The 18262-nt window shown below is 39.1% G+C and carries 23 protein-coding genes and 1 pseudogene; 4 read left to right on the top strand and 20 right to left on the bottom strand.

What is annotated here, in order from left to right; all coding sequences use genetic code 11:
• Positions 1–74: 74 nt before the first annotated feature.
• The 5 genes and pseudogenes from ACXAFV_RS16555 to ACXAFV_RS16575 all read right to left on the bottom strand — a co-directional run bounded on the left by ACXAFV_RS16555 (position 75) and on the right by ACXAFV_RS16575 (position 3535).
• On the bottom strand, positions 75–737 hold the full coding sequence (locus ACXAFV_RS16555) for a tubby C-terminal domain-like protein (protein WP_475128097.1): 663 nt from the start codon (positions 735–737) through the stop codon (positions 75–77).
• A gap of 216 nt (positions 738–953) precedes the next feature.
• Entirely contained in the window at positions 954–1433 is a 480-nt protein-coding gene (locus ACXAFV_RS16560) for a DUF4306 domain-containing protein (protein WP_475128099.1), read from the bottom strand.
• Positions 1434–1437: 4 nt separating this feature from the next.
• A pseudogene (locus tag ACXAFV_RS16565) lies at positions 1438–2307 on the bottom strand (alpha/beta fold hydrolase).
• Positions 2308–2570: 263 nt separating this feature from the next.
• Entirely contained in the window at positions 2571–3164 is a 594-nt protein-coding gene (locus ACXAFV_RS16570) for an N-acetyltransferase family protein (RefSeq protein ID WP_475128100.1), read from the bottom strand.
• Between the two features lie 101 nt (positions 3165–3265).
• Positions 3266–3535 carry a helix-turn-helix transcriptional regulator gene (locus tag ACXAFV_RS16575; protein WP_475128102.1) on the bottom strand — a complete coding sequence of 90 codons (270 nt, stop codon included), beginning with the start codon at positions 3533–3535 and terminating at the stop codon, positions 3266–3268.
• 395 nt (positions 3536–3930) lie between these two features.
• Here ACXAFV_RS16575 and ACXAFV_RS16580 point away from each other — a divergent pair, with 395 nt between their 5' ends.
• Positions 3931–4746: an STAS domain-containing protein gene (locus ACXAFV_RS16580; RefSeq protein ID WP_475128104.1), complete on the top strand. Its 816-nt coding sequence runs from the start codon at positions 3931–3933 to the stop codon at positions 4744–4746.
• 262 nt (positions 4747–5008) lie between these two features.
• The gene (locus ACXAFV_RS16585) at positions 5009–5533 is read left to right on the top strand and encodes a GNAT family N-acetyltransferase (protein WP_475128105.1); all 525 of its coding nucleotides are present in this window, start codon (positions 5009–5011) and stop codon (positions 5531–5533) included.
• A 95-nt stretch (positions 5534–5628) separates the two neighbouring features.
• Here the strand turns inward: ACXAFV_RS16585 and ACXAFV_RS16590 are convergent, their stop codons facing one another.
• The 4 genes from ACXAFV_RS16590 to ACXAFV_RS16605 all read right to left on the bottom strand — a co-directional run bounded on the left by ACXAFV_RS16590 (position 5629) and on the right by ACXAFV_RS16605 (position 8118).
• Entirely contained in the window at positions 5629–5943 is a 315-nt protein-coding gene (locus tag ACXAFV_RS16590; protein ID WP_475128106.1) for a DUF3892 domain-containing protein, read from the bottom strand.
• A 115-nt stretch (positions 5944–6058) separates the two neighbouring features.
• Positions 6059–6820, bottom strand: coding sequence for a GNAT family N-acetyltransferase (locus tag ACXAFV_RS16595; protein ID WP_475128108.1), 762 nt, complete (start codon positions 6818–6820; stop codon positions 6059–6061).
• 110 nt (positions 6821–6930) lie between these two features.
• Entirely contained in the window at positions 6931–7770 is an 840-nt protein-coding gene (locus tag ACXAFV_RS16600; protein WP_475128110.1) for an STAS domain-containing protein, read from the bottom strand.
• Positions 7771–7977: 207 nt separating this feature from the next.
• Positions 7978–8118, bottom strand: a complete 141-nt coding sequence (locus ACXAFV_RS16605; RefSeq protein ID WP_475128111.1) for a hypothetical protein — start codon at positions 8116–8118, stop codon at positions 7978–7980.
• Between the two features lie 264 nt (positions 8119–8382).
• On the opposite strand from ACXAFV_RS16605, the gene ACXAFV_RS16610 reads away from it, so the two are divergent.
• Complete coding sequence (locus ACXAFV_RS16610; RefSeq protein ID WP_475128113.1) at positions 8383–8712, top strand: ArsR/SmtB family transcription factor; 330 nt, start codon at positions 8383–8385, stop codon at positions 8710–8712.
• A 96-nt stretch (positions 8713–8808) separates the two neighbouring features.
• On the top strand, positions 8809–9675 hold the full coding sequence (locus tag ACXAFV_RS16615; protein ID WP_475128114.1) for a permease: 867 nt from the start codon (positions 8809–8811) through the stop codon (positions 9673–9675).
• Positions 9676–9895: 220 nt separating this feature from the next.
• On the opposite strand, the gene ACXAFV_RS16620 is transcribed toward ACXAFV_RS16615, so the two are convergent.
• From ACXAFV_RS16620 to ACXAFV_RS16670, 11 genes are all read right to left on the bottom strand, one after another.
• Positions 9896–10171, bottom strand: coding sequence for an adhesin (locus tag ACXAFV_RS16620; RefSeq protein ID WP_475128116.1), 276 nt, complete (start codon positions 10169–10171; stop codon positions 9896–9898).
• Between the two features lie 15 nt (positions 10172–10186).
• The gene (arsA, locus tag ACXAFV_RS16625) at positions 10187–11953 is read right to left on the bottom strand and encodes an arsenical pump-driving ATPase (protein WP_475128117.1); all 1767 of its coding nucleotides are present in this window, start codon (positions 11951–11953) and stop codon (positions 10187–10189) included.
• A gap of 14 nt (positions 11954–11967) precedes the next feature.
• Positions 11968–12333 carry an arsenite efflux transporter metallochaperone ArsD gene (arsD, locus tag ACXAFV_RS16630; RefSeq protein WP_475128119.1) on the bottom strand — a complete coding sequence of 122 codons (366 nt, stop codon included), beginning with the start codon at positions 12331–12333 and terminating at the stop codon, positions 11968–11970.
• 92 nt (positions 12334–12425) lie between these two features.
• Positions 12426–12845, bottom strand: coding sequence for an arsenate reductase (thioredoxin) (gene arsC, locus ACXAFV_RS16635; protein WP_475128121.1), 420 nt, complete (start codon positions 12843–12845; stop codon positions 12426–12428).
• Between the two features lie 24 nt (positions 12846–12869).
• The gene (locus ACXAFV_RS16640; protein WP_475128123.1) at positions 12870–14159 is read right to left on the bottom strand and encodes an arsenic transporter; all 1290 of its coding nucleotides are present in this window, start codon (positions 14157–14159) and stop codon (positions 12870–12872) included.
• Positions 14160–14178: 19 nt separating this feature from the next.
• Positions 14179–14523, bottom strand: a complete 345-nt coding sequence (locus tag ACXAFV_RS16645; protein WP_475128124.1) for an ArsR/SmtB family transcription factor — start codon at positions 14521–14523, stop codon at positions 14179–14181.
• 423 nt (positions 14524–14946) lie between these two features.
• Entirely contained in the window at positions 14947–15552 is a 606-nt protein-coding gene (locus ACXAFV_RS16650) for a nitroreductase family protein (RefSeq protein ID WP_475128125.1), read from the bottom strand.
• 63 nt (positions 15553–15615) lie between these two features.
• Positions 15616–15711, bottom strand: coding sequence for a pirin-like C-terminal cupin domain-containing protein (locus ACXAFV_RS16655; RefSeq protein ID WP_475128511.1), 96 nt, complete (start codon positions 15709–15711; stop codon positions 15616–15618).
• 328 nt (positions 15712–16039) lie between these two features.
• Positions 16040–16867, bottom strand: a complete 828-nt coding sequence (locus ACXAFV_RS16660; RefSeq protein WP_475128127.1) for a DUF4037 domain-containing protein — start codon at positions 16865–16867, stop codon at positions 16040–16042.
• A gap of 114 nt (positions 16868–16981) precedes the next feature.
• The gene (locus tag ACXAFV_RS16665) at positions 16982–17746 is read right to left on the bottom strand and encodes a phosphotransferase (RefSeq protein WP_475128129.1); all 765 of its coding nucleotides are present in this window, start codon (positions 17744–17746) and stop codon (positions 16982–16984) included.
• 148 nt (positions 17747–17894) lie between these two features.
• On the bottom strand, positions 17895–18227 hold the full coding sequence (locus ACXAFV_RS16670; protein WP_475128131.1) for a hypothetical protein: 333 nt from the start codon (positions 18225–18227) through the stop codon (positions 17895–17897).
• Between the last annotated feature and the right edge of the window lie 35 nt (positions 18228–18262).

Consider the following 18262-nt stretch of genomic DNA (forward strand, 5'->3'; position numbering starts at 1 on the left):
TATTTCCGGGACTCCCTTTCTTTATATGAATATCCTTGCGCAATATAGAAACCTCAACTCTAGCTTACTTTTCCTTAATCATAGTATTTTACAACCTCAAACATACAAGCCAATAAAAGAAGCGGCAGTTCCCCTTCTTTTGAGTCGATAAATATTTTGCGAGGCGGAAGCTTTCTTTGATATGTAATGACTGCTATGTCTGCGTCATTTTTTTGGAACCTTATCTCACTGTCTTTAAAGGTAGTAGAAACTTGGATCATTTCACCTTTATAAGTAAATGAAAGTCTTATGTTTGACCTCTTCTCCGACTTGCTTACGATTGTAAACCTGTCAGCATTCCCGCCTGAAGTAACCACTGCTTCCCAGCTGCTATGGAGGAATTTATTGTGATCCTTCACATTAAGTAATTTAATTTGCAGGCTTCCATCCCGGTTTTCACCGGTTAGATGGATATTTCTGCGAGGCGAGAAGAACGTGGACAACTGATGAATTTTGCTAGTAAAGTTACGTTTTACATAACCAACATAGTTCGTTTTTACATCGATGATTTCTGCAGGCTTGGCAGATGCCCGAAACCGATTTTCATAGAAGATCGCTCTGCTCGCCAGCTTTCCGTCGCCACCTGTTTGCAAGCCTTTCTCACTTCTTGTCACCCAATAACCGATTCCAACAAATAATATAAATACAATCAATACCATGATGTAGAACCATGAGGGAACAATTCCCGCTGTAACCATCCGGTGCTGCCTCCTTCTATTCCCTATTTAGTTAACCACGAGCTTCCGGTGCTGACATGTGTTTCGTAAAATGAGCATCTTCCATTCATAATATCACTATTAGCTTCACGCTGATAAGTCCGAGTAAATCAAAGTAGTAAGCGAGAAACTGAGTAACGTCATCAGAATGGAGTCAGAACAGTTTTGAACCCCGTTATACCGAGTTTTTATCCTGCTTTATGTTTGGTAATTGCCTCGCTTGCGATCTTTACCTCTAAACAGCAGTACAATCGAGACAAGAAAGCTCACCATTCCAGTATAAAGAAAAAGGGTTTCAAAAAGCTTTAAGCCTGGAGTTGGTGAAGCAGAAATCAGCCAACTTAATGAAAGTAAAATTAATCCAGATAAGGCACATGGGATTGTCATCTTTCTGTTTCCTTTTTTTGCAGTATGATAGGTGGCAAATGTGATTAGAAAGAATATGCTTATAATCATAAGGAAAGGAAAAGCCGGCTTGAATTTTGCTGCATAAACAAAATGATCTAAACCAGAAATGTGTGATTCGGATATTACCGTTTCATGTAACAACTTCGAAAAAGGAGCGGAATACACCCATTCGCTCGGTCTCTCTCTTAACTCACTGCCTTCATACCATGCTGCTAAGGTTGAAAAGGTTAACATCATCAATCCAGTGAAGTATAAAATTATGTATCTCATCTTTTTACCTCCAGGGTTTTAAAAGGTTGAAATAAGCTTTTGGCTGCCAGAGCTTCATTACTACATCTATTATTACCTCAGGCTTCTCCCAATGCAGCATATGTGAAGTTTCAGGTATTTCCACTACGGTACCGCCGGTATTTTCTTCGAATATCTTTGCACATCTACTTCTGTAGCCATTCCAGCTTACTGGTAATGTTGATCTTAAAATGATGATGTCTGATGACAGTTTTTGATATATTTCTTCTGTTTCAATATTATGCAATGCTTCTATGACATTTCTGGCTGTATTTCCAGAGGCATGCCAGCGCACTTTATTATTCTCTTCTCTACCTAAGTCTTTAATGGCAGCATCCAATAGCGGGGACCACCTTTGAACATTCTCTTTTTCAGGTTCAGCGAAGCTTTCCCAATCATCGAAGATATACTCATCAAAATCCTTTTCGTAGTAATCCGCTTCTTCTTCCATCGTTACTTGCCTAAGCCTTTTCAAATAGTATCCGCCATCAATCAGAATATTTCCCTTTACGTCATCTGAGAAGGCAGCTTGATAGAAAAGTGCCAGAACACTTCCCCATGAATGGGAGAGGAGATAATGGGGACCAATTTTTAATTGATTAAGTGTCTCTTTGAGCCATTTTACTAAGTTTGGGGATTCATAGTCTTTTTTGCATTCAAATGGCGGTGTCTGCCCATGACCTGGTAAATCGATGGCAATGAGATTGAAATCGGTTTGGAGTACATCTGCAACTTCAATAAAGCTAAGACTCGTGCTGCCCAGCCCGTGAATACACACGATGACTGGCAAGCCTTTGGCACCCTATTCAGTAATATGTATATTATGATTCCCTGTTTCGATATAGTATCGGTTCATTTAAAATCCCCCTTATTTTAAAAGACTCGACTGCTTTATGGAATGTCTTTCCAGGGCTGCTAAAATTGTAGGATATTTAAAACTCAGCTCTTTATTTTTTAATCTCTTCGGAAGCACCCATCAGCATTTCAAAATCAGTTAGGTTTCTGCCCGGATAAATATTGCTCCCATTCAAGCATCCATTTTGGAGAGGGCAGCCCTACTTTTTTGTTCTATGAGGTTTGCTTCGAGAAATGAAATCCCTTCGTCCATTAACGCTTTAGCTAAGTGAGGGAAGGGCCTTTAAAATAATTATCAGGACTTGGATTTGAATCCATAAGTAAGCCGGGGACGTTCAGTTTCCAGATCATATGATGATATTCTTTTCCCCAATAATCCCGCAGGAAATAATCAGGTTCTCCAAACTTCTTTTTCCAGATATTTTGAGAACGACGGTACCCACTATCGAGACAAAATTCTTCTATGTCTTTATTTTGTAGAATCAGGTACATTTCCTGTAGAAGCAGGTTTCCTAACCCTTTTCTTTGGTGGTCAGGGTGGACAAATACGGTGCCTACCTCATGTAAATCTTGAAAGCTTTTGTTCGTACAATTAATGATGAGGGGGCTTGCTGGTCCGTATTCAATGGTTCCGATGACGTTATCTGCCTCTAAAGCAATCAAGAAAAAGCGATCTTTCCCATTGCTTTGGAAATCTTTTTCTAAATAGTATCGCTTCGTTTTGATTTCTTCTTCCAAATCGTAAACCTGATCACTGATCCCTTCTTTACTGAACGTATCAGAAATCACGGTCCTGAAAAAGCGATGTATTTTACCGATATCATCTATTTCTGGTCTTCTTAATTGCAAATTGAACATTTAGAGCACCTCTATATAATAGTAAGTTAATGACTGCCTAATACTATTCCAATCTCTAAATGGCGGGGACTAGTACATGGCTTTTGAAATCCCTTTGACTTTCATTTATTTTCAAGTGCTTTAGTCAACAGCGTCACGTCCACGCCTAAAGCTTCAAAAATCTTATAACAAGTAATATCTGAAACTTTATCCCTTCCACTTTCCAGTCTCTTAATAGTGTGCGTGCAAACACCTGCTTTGGATGCCAATTTCTCCTGAGTGAGCCTGGATTTCACTCTAAGTAATGTTATAATTCTGCCAGGGTGGATCCTTGTTTCTTCTATTAATAAATTGTTTCTAAAGGTTTCACATAGCTGTTTAATTTCGTTCATAAGAAGTACCTCCAACAATTGGTAAAAACTTCATTTACTTAATATAAAGAAAATTCATCACACTTTCAATACATTTCTGAACAATTAAATCTTTATAACCCATTATACATCCGTCGATTTATAAAAACATGGTCAATTCAAAAAAGCGATATGTGACTTTTGGATATTTTAGTTTCTAAAGGTGAATGATATTTTAAATTTATAAAAGGCCATGATTCAAACTTAGCTTTTACTAAGTATCAATAACTTTTTGCAGTGGTGATTACGATTTAACCCTGGGATCTATCCATACTTAGTACCTTTTCCTCATGAAATTCGACATTTCCTGAAAATTCTGTCTACAATACGTTTTTCTAACTTGGTATAATGATGAAATAAGGAGGTATGAATCCACCATGTCATCCCAATCCAAACTTGCCCATTATTTAATACATAACCATTCTACAATTGCAGCAGATCTTGTCGAACGAGCAATTAAAGAAATGAACATCTCTCTTCCTGATGAGGAAAAAAAACACGCAGTCTGTATGTATGAAACGTTTTTTCAAGTTCTCGGAGACTCCGTGCTCCATGAGAAACAAGAGATTCCTTCACAATTGATTGAATGGAGTAAGAAAAATGCTGAAGCACAGATATTTTCCGGAGGGAATATCTCAGAAATCATTATTCGCTATCCAGTAACAAGAGAGGTATTTGCACGCCTAACCACTCAATGGGCGGAACAATTCTCTCTCACTAATATAGAAAGCATTAAAGTCTTGCAAAAAATGAATGCCATGCTTGATGTCAGTGAAGTGGAAACGGTCTTTGCTTTTGAAAAATTGACTAAACGAATGGAAGAGGACTATCAAGAAGAGCTCGACAGCCTTGCAAATCCGATCGTTCCTTTGAAAGAAGGAATCGCTGTCCTTCCATTGGTAGGAACCATCGATTCATACAGGGTGAATCATCTCATGGAGAAAGTCATTCCTAAAATTTCACAACTTAATTTAAATTATCTTATCGTCGATTTTTCAGGCGTTCAAACCTTTGACGATACAACTGCCAACTACTTACAGCAAATAGGCAGTGTTCTGCATTTACTGGGCATCAGGACGATTCTCACAGGTATCTCCCCTAAACTTGCACAGACTGCAGTAGTCATAGGGGCTTTGCTCGATGACGTCACTTCCTATACGAATGTAAAACAAGCATTAGAGAATATTAGATAGTTACACTTATCAATCCATTAATCTATTAAGGCTGTCTCCAGGTTACAAACGACTTTGAAACAGCCTTTTTCTATACATTAAATGGGTTCTGCGCCCTTCTACCTAACAGTTGACAGCTGATACATAACTCAAGTCACTACCTCGTCAATTTAAGTCTCAATGTGTAGGAGATAGGCATTCCTTTAAAATTTCCACTTTGTAAACGTTTCGTTTAATATTAATTTATATACATAATATCTATTATAAGAGAGGAGAGAGAATCGTGAACTTTACCTTTGAAGTCCTGTCTGAAGACAAGATAGATTGCCTTCGTGAGAGCTGCAATGAATTGATGAATTTCCAACAATCAGTTGCCTCAATCAATCCTGAGCTCTTTGACGATATGAGTTTTGAAACACGATTGGTTCCATCCGTTGAAAACGCCATTCATAATTATACTGTAGTGGTTAAAGAATCAGATCAAATCATCGGCTATGTATATTCCAATATTTCACCGAAGGAAACGTACTCGAATGATTTTGCTACTTTTTTTGATTTATCATCTGTAAATAAACCAAATGTAGGGTGCCTCTCTCAGTTCTATATCAAAGAAGGTTATAGAAAGTACGGAATCGGCTCAAAACTCTTCATGATGTCGATGGATTGGCTGAAACAATTTAATGAAGTTGATGATATTTTTATCTTTGTTTCAAACGGAAACAGCAATGCCCTCGAATTTTACAAGCGAAAAGGGTTTACAGTCAGCCATGAGATCCTGGGCGGATTCATTACAGTTTTAAGAAATTAATTATTCATTTGAATTCCGGGAATTGAGCAGCTTCCCCGGTACTTTTCCAAAAAAGGAGTCTAAAACGATCGACGTTATAGACTCCTTCTCACTTCCTAAAAATGTGGCAGATTATTTAGGTTGTTCTCTTCAATTCCATCGGGTTCACTGCGGATGATGTCCCTTCCATAACGGTGAAAGACATCGACATGGGAGAGCTTCCCTGCTTTTGCTTCATCGAGTGCCGTCAGGTAATCAAGTTCACGTCCGCTCTCCGTTTTAAATGCGATGATATCATCATCCCCATTTTTACGGATCGCGACGATTTTTTCCGCACCAGTATCAGCGGAATGTGAAGATTCCTGCTGAAGATGATGGGCGCCTTCTTGCTTGTATTGTTCATAGATTTGTTCAAAATCTTTACTTTCCAACGAATACACCTCCCGAACATACGTTTAGTATGTACGGGAGGTGTTACTTTTATTTATATGATTATTGATAGAAAATGGAATTACACCGCTCAAAATTGAAACATGCCTATAGAACTTAATTTTCTTCAAAAACTTTCTGGGCCTGATATTGGAAGCCTAAGTAACGATACTTTTGTTTTTGATACATTTCCCGTGGTGTATCTTCTCCATCTGCAACCAGTATGATGGTTTTGTCATGGAACCGGTCCATCACATACTGTTGTATAAAGCTGCCGATCCCTTTCCCCCGCCATCTTTCCAGGACAAAAAATCCATCAATTTCCGCGGTATCTCCGTTAATGATAACATCTGCCGCACCGGCGGGCTCTCCTTTGTAATAAGCAAGAAGCTGAACAAGGGATGGGTCTTTGAATTGTCTTTTGTGAAGCTCGACTTTTTGATCAGCGAACTCTTTTCCATATTCGAGGTCCTGCACATATTGGAGCGAAATGAATTTTTCAAAATCATTTTCAGTGACTTCCTTGACCTCGATTCCTTGCATTAAACCTTTCTTTGGAAATTCACAAGGTTTAATAGAATACAGCTCCATAAAACCGGTATCTACACCTTCACGTTTCAAGAAATCCGTAAGTTCGAATGGAATTTCCACATTCGGAGGAAAATAAAACTTCACGTGCTTCTGTCCTCTATCATGATGAAATTTTCTTATATACTTTGCCGCTGACTCAAATTGCTCTACAGACGGCATCGACTTGAATTCCAAGAAATTGCTATCATATCGGATGAGCATTTCAGGATAGTGCACATGTCTGTACAAATCATTTTCAACTATCACATCTCCAATTGTGTATATATCGTCAAATGTGATTTCTCTCATGGTTTTGTCCCCTCGTTATAAGCTTATTTATACATTTTTTATGTTAATGAAAGTGAAGCAACTTGTAGGTGTTTACATAATAGTATTTCTTCAGAAGACTCTCCAGATGCTTACTCCCCCGGCTCCAGCACCAAATACTCCTTTAACGTCTGCTGCAGTGTGCCTTTTGTTAATGCATCTTGTTGAAAGCTGACGCCTGAATGAATCATTTTTCTCACTAAATCAACCCGTAAACCGGTTAGGACGGCTTCACATCCCATCATGTTAATGCCTCCTAATAACCTCTGCAGGTGGACAATGACGTCAATTTCCATATTTGCTACACCGGACATATCTATGATTAAGGTTTGTATTTTCAAGGAAGCTATATTCATTAGAATTTTCTCTTCAATGGTCTGGATTCGATACGAATCGATCGTTCCAATAAGCGGAAGTACTGCAATGTATGAACTGACCGGGATAATCGGTACCGACAAATGCTCAACCAGCTTTCTTTGGGATAACAGCTGCTCGTCTTTATAATCTGAATAGCTGATGAAGAAGCTATTCAGGAAATGATCTACGTGATCGTTGATTCGTTTCTCCAACTCAAAGAATCGTTCTCGGTTGATTTCCGAATCCTGCATCTTGTCAAATTCATAAAGAAAATGCCATATCGTACGCCTTATTGCTTGAACCCACTCAAGTTTGAATGAAAGAGTAAGAGAATGTTCCGCCCAAGCGACACCTTCCACTTTAGCAAACTCAACTAGCTCTTCTTCATGACCCTCAGCAACATACAATGCCAGTTTCTCAGCGTTCTTAAGGAGATCTATATTTCCTTTCTCCAAAATATCGTTGATCTTACTCGCGACATTGATTGCTTCTGAAAGTAATTTCCCCTGAAAATTTTTCCGATTTGCCACTATAAATGCTGAGATTTCTTCTTTGTTTTCAAAAGTGGTACTCATAGAAAAACTCCCCTTTGTATATTGGTATACTTTACACATTCGCTTAAGTGAAGAGAAAATCCTTCCAGCACTTTTAATCTACACAACTATTGAAGTTAAAAAGTATACACACTTCATAAGTGGAATTACCGTCTAGTTGATGATCATGCCTGGCACACCAAAAAGGAAGCACCGATTTAGGTACTTCCCCTTCTTTCCAGTTTAATGTTAACAGCAGGCTGATTGTTCTTGTTTATCTGTGGTGCAGCATTCCTCAACTTTTTCTTCCTTGACTTCTTCGATTTGAACTCCACAACACCCTTCTGTCTTACTTTCTCGCCCGCTGAATAAGAACTTGATCACATTCATTGTTTTCATCCCCTTGTATATCATTTAGATAAATCAACTTTTTTTGATTTATATTCACAGTATATTAGCAGAGTAATCAAAAAGCAACTATTGATCAAAAAAAATCGATATTATATTTTCATCATTCTTTGTTTCAATATTATTAAATTTGAATATAGTAAAGAGGTAAATCAAAAAAGTTTGATATTAATAATTGACGCAAGAAAAAATTGGGTATATGATAATACCATCAATAAAAATTGATGGTTACATGGAGGTGCAAACATGAAAAATGAAATCCCTTTAAAGGATATCCCTAAACAAGAGATTTTTGAAAAATATGAGCAAAAGTTTAAAGCGATTGCAGATAAAAAACGACTTCAGATCATGCACATACTTACAGAAAAAGGAGAAATGTGTGTCTGTGACCTGGCTCCATTAATGGAAATGCCTCAATCAAAATTATCCTATCATTTAAAGATCCTGCTGGATGCCAATATCATTAAAAAAGAAGCAAGGGGGACGTGGAGTTATTACTCACTGGATCAGACAGAAATTAATCATTTATTGTCAGAGGAGCTATGTTGTTTATTCAGACCTACTAATTGCAGCTAATTGATTTGTTCTTTAAATCAATTTTTTTTGATTTATAAATCAATTTTTTTTGATTTAATATAAAATATATTTATATTTCATTTAGGGGGTATTCATATGTGGGGAGAAATGATCGGAAGTTTTTTATTTATTGCGTTGGAATTAACAGTCTTATTTATTGCGATTTCGTTTTTTATCAATCTTTTGCAAGGTGTCATTCCTTATGAAAAAATTGAGAAAAAGCTATCTGGGAAAAACAAATTCATAGGTGCAGTTGCTGCGATTGTTTTTGCTTTCATCACCCCATTCTGTTCATGTTCAACAATCCCGGTGATTGTAAACATGCTGAAGAAAAATATGCCGTTTGGTATTGTGATGATTTTTCTATTCGCCTCTCCTGTTCTGGACCCTACGATATTGACAATTATGGGTGTTATATTAGGCTGGAAAGTAACCATCATATACACAGTCGTTACCGCTATAATCTCAATCGTCATCGGCTTTACCCTTGAAGCACTCGGTTTTGACAAGTATATAAAAAATGTAATGATGTCAGGTTACGAAGAGACTTCCAAAAAATTCGATTTCAAATTGGCAATTAAAGAAACATTTGATTTGATGAAGAGTGTTTATCCCTATCTGGTTCTCGGTGCAGCGATTGGTGCGGTGATTCATGGTTTAATTCCGACGGTATGGATTTCAGATTACTTCGGTGAAGACCGTTTGTGGCTGATCCCGGTGGCTGCTGTCATTGGCATCCCTCTATATATTCGATTATCAAGCATGATACCGGTTTCCCATATATTGATAGTGAAAGGTATGGCACTCGGACCTGTCATGGCTATGATGATTAGTTCTGCAGGAGCAAGCTTACCTGAAGTGATATTATTGAAGTCGATTTTCAAGAAAGAGCTTGTCATCATATTTATTCTTTCCGTAGTCTTGATGTCTACTGTTTCAGGATTTATATTCCATCTCATTTAATATCCCTTTGGACCTGCAAGGGTAGGGTTGGATTTTTTCTCCCTCCTGCCCTACTATAAAATATTATTTATTTCAATAAAGTTCTGAGATTATTCTTTTCAACTATACTTATTTATCAACACTTTCAGCAGTTTTTTCACTAAACCTCTACAATATTCCTTCTTATACTGGTAGATAAAAAAGACGATTTCTTTTTGGGAAACCGCCTTTTATAGAATAGTCAGCAGCAGTTGCTTGATCCTAGTAATACAAGCCCTTCGCCATCTGCATTTTTTTCTGCATCGATCGTTATTTCATCTGTCAAGTCAAGATTTGAATCAAAGGCTACTCGTATATCATTGATCATCTGAACCTGATCTGTGATTTCCGGTTCATCCAGTGATACTGAAAGTTGTGGTCCGCAGCAGCCGCTTACAGTGGTCAAACGGATACCATTGGCGCCTTGCTGTTCTAATACGCCTTGCAATATCGCTTTGGCTCTATCGGTTATGTTCATGATCTCTCTCCTCTCTTACTTTACAAAGTCTTTCAACTTGGTGTAGCCAGTTTTTTCCTCTTTCATCCAAGGAATAACGGCAGTTTTTTCTGCGAAGTCCTCTTTTACTTTGGTAATCCATTCTTTTTCTGACATAGCTTTCCCTTTTAATACAGGATCTATCGTACCTGTTTCCAACAGGCTTTGATTAATGACCCACCACTCCGGAAGAATAGAAGCTCTCTTTAGATCTTCCTGCAATCTATTTGCCTCCAATACAGGAGTCGCTTCAGGCAGAGTTACTAGCACAACCGCCGTTTCTTTAGGATCTCGTATTTTTGGTAGTAAGTCTTTGACACTTTGGGATACTTCCCCGCTCGATTTCTCAATTTCTTTGCTGTACGATTCTGCAGCTTCGAGCAATAGAATGGTGTGCCCTGTTGGTGCAGTATCAATTACAACGATTTCCTTATCCGAACGGGAAACAACTTTACTGAATGCATTGAAGACAGCAACTTCCTCTGTGCAAGGCGAATTCAAGTCTTCTTCTAAATAAGCTAAACCGTCAGCATCTAATTCCTGTCCGGCTTTCTCCAGTACCTCTTGCTTATACTTTTCCACTTCTTGTCTAGGATCGATGCGGCTGATGGTCAACCTTTCATTTAGCTTCTCTTCTTGAAATTGATAAGTCAAATGAGCGGCAGGGTCAGTCGTGGTTAAATGAACATGATGACCTTTTTCAATTAATCCAACTGCGATTGCCGAGGCAACCGTGGTTTTACCTACTCCGCCTTTCCCCATTGTAAATATCAACTTTTTTGCAGAAATTGCATCAATTAACTCACTGAGTCTTGAAGTATTCACTTCCTCCATTTCATGCTTGTTTTCTAAAGGTGGAGTACTGTACCGCTTTAAGTAAAGTCTCAAATTCTCGACACCAGTAAGGGAATATGAAACAAACGGAAGCGAATAGCCCTCAATTTGTTTCAGCCCAGAAGGCATCCCGGAAAGTGCTTTTTGTTGTTTAGTATAGAAGGAACTCGATACTACGTCATCTTCCAAATACTTCTGAAGCAGACCATTTATGATCAAATGCTGATTATTTATACCGATTCCCTTCAACTCTCGAGATGCCCGATCAGCTTCAGCAAGAGATGAAACATCTGGTCTTGTAACAAGAAAGAGCGTAGTCTGTTTTGGATCGCTCAGTACGTCAACGGTTTTCGAATAGATATCCTTTTTGTCGGATAATCCTGATAATGGTCCCAAGCAAGAGGCAACGCCGTGCGTGGTTTCCCGGAGGAATCCGTCCCAGGCAGATGGCAGCTGAAGCAAACGCAATGTATGTCCGGTAGGGGCTGTATCAAATATGATATGATCAAATTGGCTGATAATTTCTTTATTGGCAAGCAACCCAGTAAATTCATCAAAGGCGGCCATCTCAACCGTACATGCCCCGGATAACTGTTCTTCCATCGCAGCTATGACAGAGTCAGGCAGCTTTCCACGATAAGGGCCCACCACTTTTTCACGGTAGGATCTGGCAGATTCTACAGGGTCCAGGTTGCTGATGGACAGATTATCTACCTGTGGGACAGGTGTCGGAGTGTTCGTGCATTCCACATCAAAAACATCTTGAAGGTTCGATGCCGGATCTGTACTGATGAGCAGTATTCTTTTTCCGCTGTCCGCAAGTGCCACTGCAGTCGCGCTTGCCGTAGATGTTTTCCCAACACCGCCTTTGCCGGTTAAGAATAAAAATGGAGTATGGGTGATATGAATTGGCTTGAAAGTTTTAAACATAATATCCCCCTTTCTTACTTTCGAGATTGTAAATTTAGTGACAAACGGATTTTAGGTTTTTCGGTTAATTCTTCAGCTTTGACGTTAAACCATTCTGAAAGCTCTTCATTAGACGGATAACTTCCGGTTTTTGTAACCTCTCCGTCCACTAAAATAATCGGGAGCGCATCAGGACCAATTTCTTGAAGGAGATTGGTGACGGATTTGTTTTCAGTGAATTTATCCGGTTGGTTTGTCAATTGATAACGGTAAATATTGAAACCTCTTTGCTCTAAAGAATAAACGGCTGAAGCGACTCTTGTTAATTCCGGATCTATGCTTGGTCCACATACTCCTGTCGAACAGCACATAGCAGGATCAAAAATCTCAATTTTCTTCATAATCATTCTCCTTTAATTGTTGTATATAAGCACGCGCTTATATGGTAGATAAAAGAATAACCAAGAGAACCATTTCTCTTGGTTATTCTTTTTTACTCACCAGTTTCAGCAAAGCGTTTAATTCTTTCTCCTACTTCATCACGCACTCTCTGGAAGAAAGCCCATTTCTCTTCTTCTGTACCTTCTGCTTTAGCTGGATCGTCAAAACCCCAGTGTTCGCGCTTAACTTGTGGGGGCGTCATTGGACATTTATCTGCTGCGTCACCGCAAAGTGTAACAACAAGGTCAGCATTGTTAAGGATTTCAGGGTCAATAATGTCTGAAGTTTGACTGGTAATATCGATGTCAACTTCTTTCATTGCTTTTACGGCATTAGGATTTAAACCGTGCGCCTCAATCCCAGCGCTGTAGACATTCCAATCATCACCTAAATGTTTTTTTGCCCAACCTTCAGCCATTTGGCTTCTGCAAGAGTTTCCTGTACATAAGAAGTAGATTGTTTTTTTAGACATGATGCATTTCTCCTTTATTGTGTATTAGATAATGAGTAACCATATATAGAGTCCAACGAGAGTAATGAACAATGTTGGGATGGTCAGAATGATACCTGTTTTGAAATATGTCCCCCATGAGATCTTCACTCCTTTAAGTGAGAGAACATGAAGCCATAACAATGTAGCCAACGAACCAATCGGGGTGATCTTCGGTCCTAAGTCGGAGCCGATGACATTTGCGTAAATCAATGCTTCCCTCATCACGCCTGTGGTATCTGTATCTGCAATCGCCAATGCGTCAATCATGACGGTCGGCATATTATTCATGATAGAGGATAAGATTGCCGCAATGAATCCCATACCGACAGTTGCAGCAAATAATCCTTGATCGGCAGTCATTTGGATCACGTCAGCTAAGACATTTGTCAAACCGACATTACGCAGGCCGTATACTACCACATACATCCCGATAGAGAAAAAAACAATCGCCCAAGGTGCTCCTTTGACAACCGTTGTCGTATTCACTGCCGGGCTCCTCCTCGCCATGAACAAGAAGAAGATTGCTACGATCCCTGCAATGATCGATACCGGAACCCCGATAAATTCACTTGCAAAATAACCTACTAATAGAACAGCTAATACGTACCAGGATAAACGGAACATCTTATGATCCTTGATGGCTTCCACTGGTTTTTTCAATTGTGAAAGATCGTAATCCTTTGGAATGCTTTTTCTAAAGAATAAGAACAGAACGAGTATACTTGCTCCTAAAGAGAAGAAGTTCGGCACAATCATTCTTGAAGCATACTCCACAAATCCGATATCAAAAAAGTCTGCAGACACGATGTTGACCAGATTGCTCACTACCAATGGAAGTGAAGTCGTATCTGCAATGAAACCTGATGCAATGATAAACGGAAACACCAGTTTTTCACTAAAATTCAAGTTACGCACCATTGCCAACACGATCGGAGTCAATATAAGTGCGGCTCCATCGTTTGCGAACAATGCTGCCACGACTGCGCCTAATAGGGAAACATACACAAACATGCGTACTCCGTTCCCTTTGGCTGCTCTCGCCATATGTAAGGCAGCCCATTCGAAAAATCCAATTTCATCAAGTATGAGTGAAATAATGATGATTGCAATGAATGCAAGAGTCGCATTCCAGACAATCGATGTAACATCGATTACGTCATTAAAGTCTACTACCCCGACGATCAGGGCAAGGATGGCTCCTCCGCAGGCAGACCATCCGATCGACAGTCCCTTAGGCTGCCAGATGACCAGGACGAGTGTGATAAGAAATATCACGGATGCCAAAACTATCATCGTAAATCGTTACCTCCTATTATTCACATGAGATGCGTAAACCTTGTTCCTCTAATTCCTCTAGTTTGAAGTCCTGATTAGGAAGATGATTTAGAAGGCTTTGAACCATGGGAAAGACATCACTTTCCCTGTTAAGAGAATAAATGATCCATTGACCTTTTCGTTTTTCCCTTACAATACCGGCATCTTTTAATTTCCGGACATGCTGGCTGATCGCAGGCTGGCTCATTTTGAATATCTCAACAAACTCACATACGCAGCAGTCATTCGTATCCAATATTTTGACCATAGTTAAGCGGGTCTTATCCCCTAATAACTTCAATACCTTTGCAGTGTGATCGATATCAACAGCATAAACTTCCATACATAAAACACCTCCCGACTTCATTCATGTATTAATATATAATAATGTACTTATATATTCAAGGGTATTGGATATATTTTTTGATTTATGAGATATCACCGATGTGTGGTGCTCTAGATTAGAATGGATGTTTAAAAACTCATAAAATCCAAAAATGGATGGTAAATGGCTTGCATTCATCAAGCTGTATGAGAATGATCCATAAAGATATAAATTGAATTTCCTGTGAATACTCTTATGTACCACATAAAAAAGTCCTGGAAAATGCTTTCCGAGGACTTTTTTAAATAAATTTGCTCACTTTTAATTCACTTTTTTTCATTTTAACTAGACCTCAACTTTGATCATCCCACTCTCTTCTTATCGATCACGGGCTAGCCCCCATACATGTCAGAACCAATTCTAACTATTAGACTTCTCCAACTATCCGTTCTTCTTCAATTGATCAAAATCCCCCTCCTCACCAAGCCATTCTACACAACCGCTGACATCTTTTCGTTTCCCTGCAGGTGCCTCTCTCTTAGGATATCCAAAGTATAGAAAGCCGAGCACTTTCCCTCTATCCGACAAGGCGAAAAGTTCGTTCATTGCACCGTGATAGCAGGGTTTACCGGTTCTCCAAATCCCAGCTATCCCAAGTGCATGTGCTGCCAGCAGCATGTTTTGAATAGCTGCATATGCTGCTCCGTATTCTTCTATTTCGATGACTTTTGGGTTGTCGTTTGGTTCGACGGCAACTGCGATGATCAGTGGGGCCCGGAACGGCTTCGCCGCTGTTTTTTCAAGCTTTTTCTTACTTTCTTCCTCCTCAGGATCGTCCATATTTTCATGTGCAGCTTTTACAAGTGCTTCACCAAGGGGCTTCCGTCCCTCTCCTGTCATGACAAAAAAGCGCCATGGCTCTGTACGGTGATGACTGGGAGCCCAATTCCCGGCTGTCAGAATTTTTTCAATGACGTCTTTAGGAACTGGTTCCTCTTTCACAAGTCCCATGCTTCTTCTTGTCTGTATGGCTTCGAAAATATCCATTGTTCCACCTCTTTTTTACGTTCTTTCTAACTTATATGTATGAATGATAAAAAGTATCTTTCTTTATTTGGCTGCAGGACCGAATTTACCAATTAAAAAGTCATTAAAGGCTTCTCGTATTTCTTCCATTGAGGTCATGACGAACGGTCCATTCTGGATGAATTCTTATTTGATTGGAGCACCAGAATAGATTATTTTCCGGTTTGAAGAATATGTGCATAAAAAAAAGAGGAAACAGAAGCAAAATCGCTTGTTCCTCTTTCACAGCTCAGATTACTAGTCACCGACAGCTTACTGACCAATTGAAGGCAAAAAAATCCTTCTTAGCAATAGGTGTTTTATAATTATCTACACACGACTGCGTTGCGTTATGAAACGCTATAGAATTTGCAATCGTTGCAGTTGTTAAGAGGCTGCATGTGATGATCACGGCTCCAATAAATTTTCTTTTCATGACGAACTCCTTTTTCTATAACAAAGTCCTCTTTCACTTCTTAAATACAAATTTTCTTTTCAGCTCACTGCTGATCAATTCAGGAAACTGCTTTTCCACAAGTGCAACCGTTTCCTCTATTAAATCAGTCAGTCCCTTCACACTGTTCTCTGGCTTTCCAGATAAAATATCTGTCATTCGCTCGTAAAGATCATCCGGTTTTACATTCATTAGATTGATACTATGCTGCATCCATTTAAAAGAAGGATGATGAACAAACATTTTGTTAAGGCCGAATAATGTACCAAGCAGTTTTTTCTGTACTTCACACATGACACTGTACAGCATGAGCCAGTCTTGTCTTTTTAATAAAGCCTGACGGTTGTCCCATCTGTTGCCAAATTGAAGGTTTTCTAGGATCATCTCCTTCGACAATTCTTCAGGGTATGTATGAAGAGTATTCTTCATTTCGTTGATTTTTTCTTCACCGAACATTGGCTGCCCATAATAAACCGAAGCAGCTATGCATTGCCTATCGTAATCCGTTTCAAAATTTCTTATCACATCGTCAATAACCCGTTCGACCGTTGCAGTTAGAAAGCTGCTGATTTCAAGCTTTATATCATCATTGGTCAGATAAGCTTCTGACCATTCTTCATCTTCGTATGGATGAAAAGAAAGAATCGATCCATTCACCTTATTTATAGGATCATGTCGATCATCATCGTTTGGCGGCTCGCTCCATAGGATATGCAATTCAATATCCGAATGTTCATCTTGCCAGTTCCGTGAGACTGATCCAGCGAGAAGGATGGATTCCACCTTTGGATTTTGTTTATAGAGCTGTACCATTTCGAGTGATTTTTGTTTTAATTTGTCCATAATGCACTACCCTCACTAGCTTTATCGTTTTCATATCTTGGCTGATAGCGGTAAAAAGGAATGACGACGAACTGGTTTATATAAAGAATAAAGATGATGTGTCTTTCTAACACTTTAGAAAAACATATAGAGCCCTTCTTCAAAATATTTATATTCTGAGTTTGATAGCCGGTACCTCGTATATCCCTGATAGAAAGCCTCCATGTATTCAGGATGTTGGAGGAATTTCCGTATAGCTAATGCTTCATCGTATCGTGGATCCCCGGTAGTCATTCCCGCAACATCTATGAATACCTCTACTTTTCCATTCACTACAAGGACATTATCCGTTGTGCAGTCTCCATGGATCATGGTTTGCTGAACACGGTCAGGTTTATTGGAAATGATCTCTTCTAGCAGATTCAAATCCCCTTCTGACTGTCCGCTTTCCACATACATTCTTGCAAGAGTTAATTGATCTTCAAGCCAGTCGCTGCCCTTATCAGACCGAACCGCTTCATTATCATGAAATCGATTCAGGAACTCTCCAAAACTCCTAATCAGATATTTCTTTTCTGACAAAGTGCCCGCTTGCTTGAGTGCAGAGGTGAGAGAAACGCCATCTACATAAGACATGATCAAATGGCTTGCCTCTTCTTCCTCAATGAAAGCATGGTATGCGGGGACAAGTACAGTTTGGGATCGAAGCCCTTTCAATATCTTTGCTTCCGATTGTAACCAATCTCTGTATTTTTTCTTGAAGGAGCTTTTCACTATGTATGAATGTTCCATTGTTTCTATCCGATGCACCTTCGACGTGCAGCCTTGTTCCGGCATCAATCGGATTGCAGATATTCTTCCTATTTCAGCTTCAATTTTACCTATTAATAATTGATTCATTCTCTATCACCTATGTTTGATATTGGATATTTTTCTTTTGATAATGATCAGTAGGAAAAATGCCGACCAGGAAATACTATAGAGAATCAACCCCACTGTTTTCCAGACGTTTCCGTTTTAAAAAAAGCGCTCCTAACAGATCGAAATATCACGAAATAAAATAATCCATGTAATAGATAAACAGAACGATGGCCGAAACCACAGTGTAGCCGATCGCCGTATAAAAACCGATTGTAGGTGTGAATTTTTGTTCTTGGATTTCTTGCTTGATTCCCGTAGTCCCCCTCAGCTTCATATCCATGTGACGGCCGGTGAAACTTCCTGTAGAATTGAAAAATTTAATGCCGACAGCCCCGATGATTCCTACTAAAAATGAATAATCAACGAAATTGGTCTTAAAGAAAAATACAAATGAGTAATTTAGTAATAATAATGCAGCTAACGTGATTACCACCGACAAGATCTTCTTATCAATTGTCATTACCCCCTTATGAGCTATGGTAATTATACGGATCT

Source organism: Rossellomorea sp. ABR4_012, assembly GCF_056159545.1.

Bases quoted from the DNA above. Each gene is read 5' to 3' on its own strand.
- ACXAFV_RS16595 (WP_475128108.1), bottom strand. From the start codon at position 6,820: ATGAGAGAAATCACATTTGACGATATATACACAATTGGAGATGTGATA.
- ACXAFV_RS16650 (WP_475128125.1), bottom strand. From the start codon at position 15,552: ATGGATATTTTCGAAGCCATACAGACAAGAAGAAGCATGGGACTTGTG.
- ACXAFV_RS16665 (WP_475128129.1), bottom strand. From the start codon at position 17,746: ATGAATCAATTATTAATAGGTAAAATTGAAGCTGAAATAGGAAGAATA.
- ACXAFV_RS16645 (WP_475128124.1), bottom strand. From the start codon at position 14,523: ATGGAAGTTTATGCTGTTGATATCGATCACACTGCAAAGGTATTGAAG.
- ACXAFV_RS16615 (WP_475128114.1), top strand. From the start codon at position 8,809: ATGTGGGGAGAAATGATCGGAAGTTTTTTATTTATTGCGTTGGAATTA.
- ACXAFV_RS16560 (WP_475128099.1), bottom strand. From the start codon at position 1,433: ATGAGATACATAATTTTATACTTCACTGGATTGATGATGTTAACCTTT.
- ACXAFV_RS16640 (WP_475128123.1), bottom strand. From the start codon at position 14,159: ATGATAGTTTTGGCATCCGTGATATTTCTTATCACACTCGTCCTGGTC.
- ACXAFV_RS16600 (WP_475128110.1), bottom strand. From the start codon at position 7,770: ATGAGTACCACTTTTGAAAACAAAGAAGAAATCTCAGCATTTATAGTG.
- ACXAFV_RS16610 (WP_475128113.1), top strand. From the start codon at position 8,383: ATGAAAAATGAAATCCCTTTAAAGGATATCCCTAAACAAGAGATTTTT.
- ACXAFV_RS16570 (WP_475128100.1), bottom strand. From the start codon at position 3,164: ATGTTCAATTTGCAATTAAGAAGACCAGAAATAGATGATATCGGTAAA.
- ACXAFV_RS16660 (WP_475128127.1), bottom strand. From the start codon at position 16,867: ATGGACAAATTAAAACAAAAATCACTCGAAATGGTACAGCTCTATAAA.
- ACXAFV_RS16580 (WP_475128104.1), top strand. From the start codon at position 3,931: ATGTCATCCCAATCCAAACTTGCCCATTATTTAATACATAACCATTCT.
- arsA (WP_475128117.1), bottom strand. From the start codon at position 11,953: ATGTTTAAAACTTTCAAGCCAATTCATATCACCCATACTCCATTTTTA.
- ACXAFV_RS16605 (WP_475128111.1), bottom strand. From the start codon at position 8,118: ATGAATGTGATCAAGTTCTTATTCAGCGGGCGAGAAAGTAAGACAGAA.
- arsC (WP_475128121.1), bottom strand. From the start codon at position 12,845: ATGTCTAAAAAAACAATCTACTTCTTATGTACAGGAAACTCTTGCAGA.
- ACXAFV_RS16620 (WP_475128116.1), bottom strand. From the start codon at position 10,171: ATGAACATAACCGATAGAGCCAAAGCGATATTGCAAGGCGTATTAGAA.
- arsD (WP_475128119.1), bottom strand. From the start codon at position 12,333: ATGAAGAAAATTGAGATTTTTGATCCTGCTATGTGCTGTTCGACAGGA.
- ACXAFV_RS16670 (WP_475128131.1), bottom strand. From the start codon at position 18,227: ATGACAATTGATAAGAAGATCTTGTCGGTGGTAATCACGTTAGCTGCA.
- ACXAFV_RS16575 (WP_475128102.1), bottom strand. From the start codon at position 3,535: ATGAACGAAATTAAACAGCTATGTGAAACCTTTAGAAACAATTTATTA.
- ACXAFV_RS16555 (WP_475128097.1), bottom strand. From the start codon at position 737: ATGGTTACAGCGGGAATTGTTCCCTCATGGTTCTACATCATGGTATTG.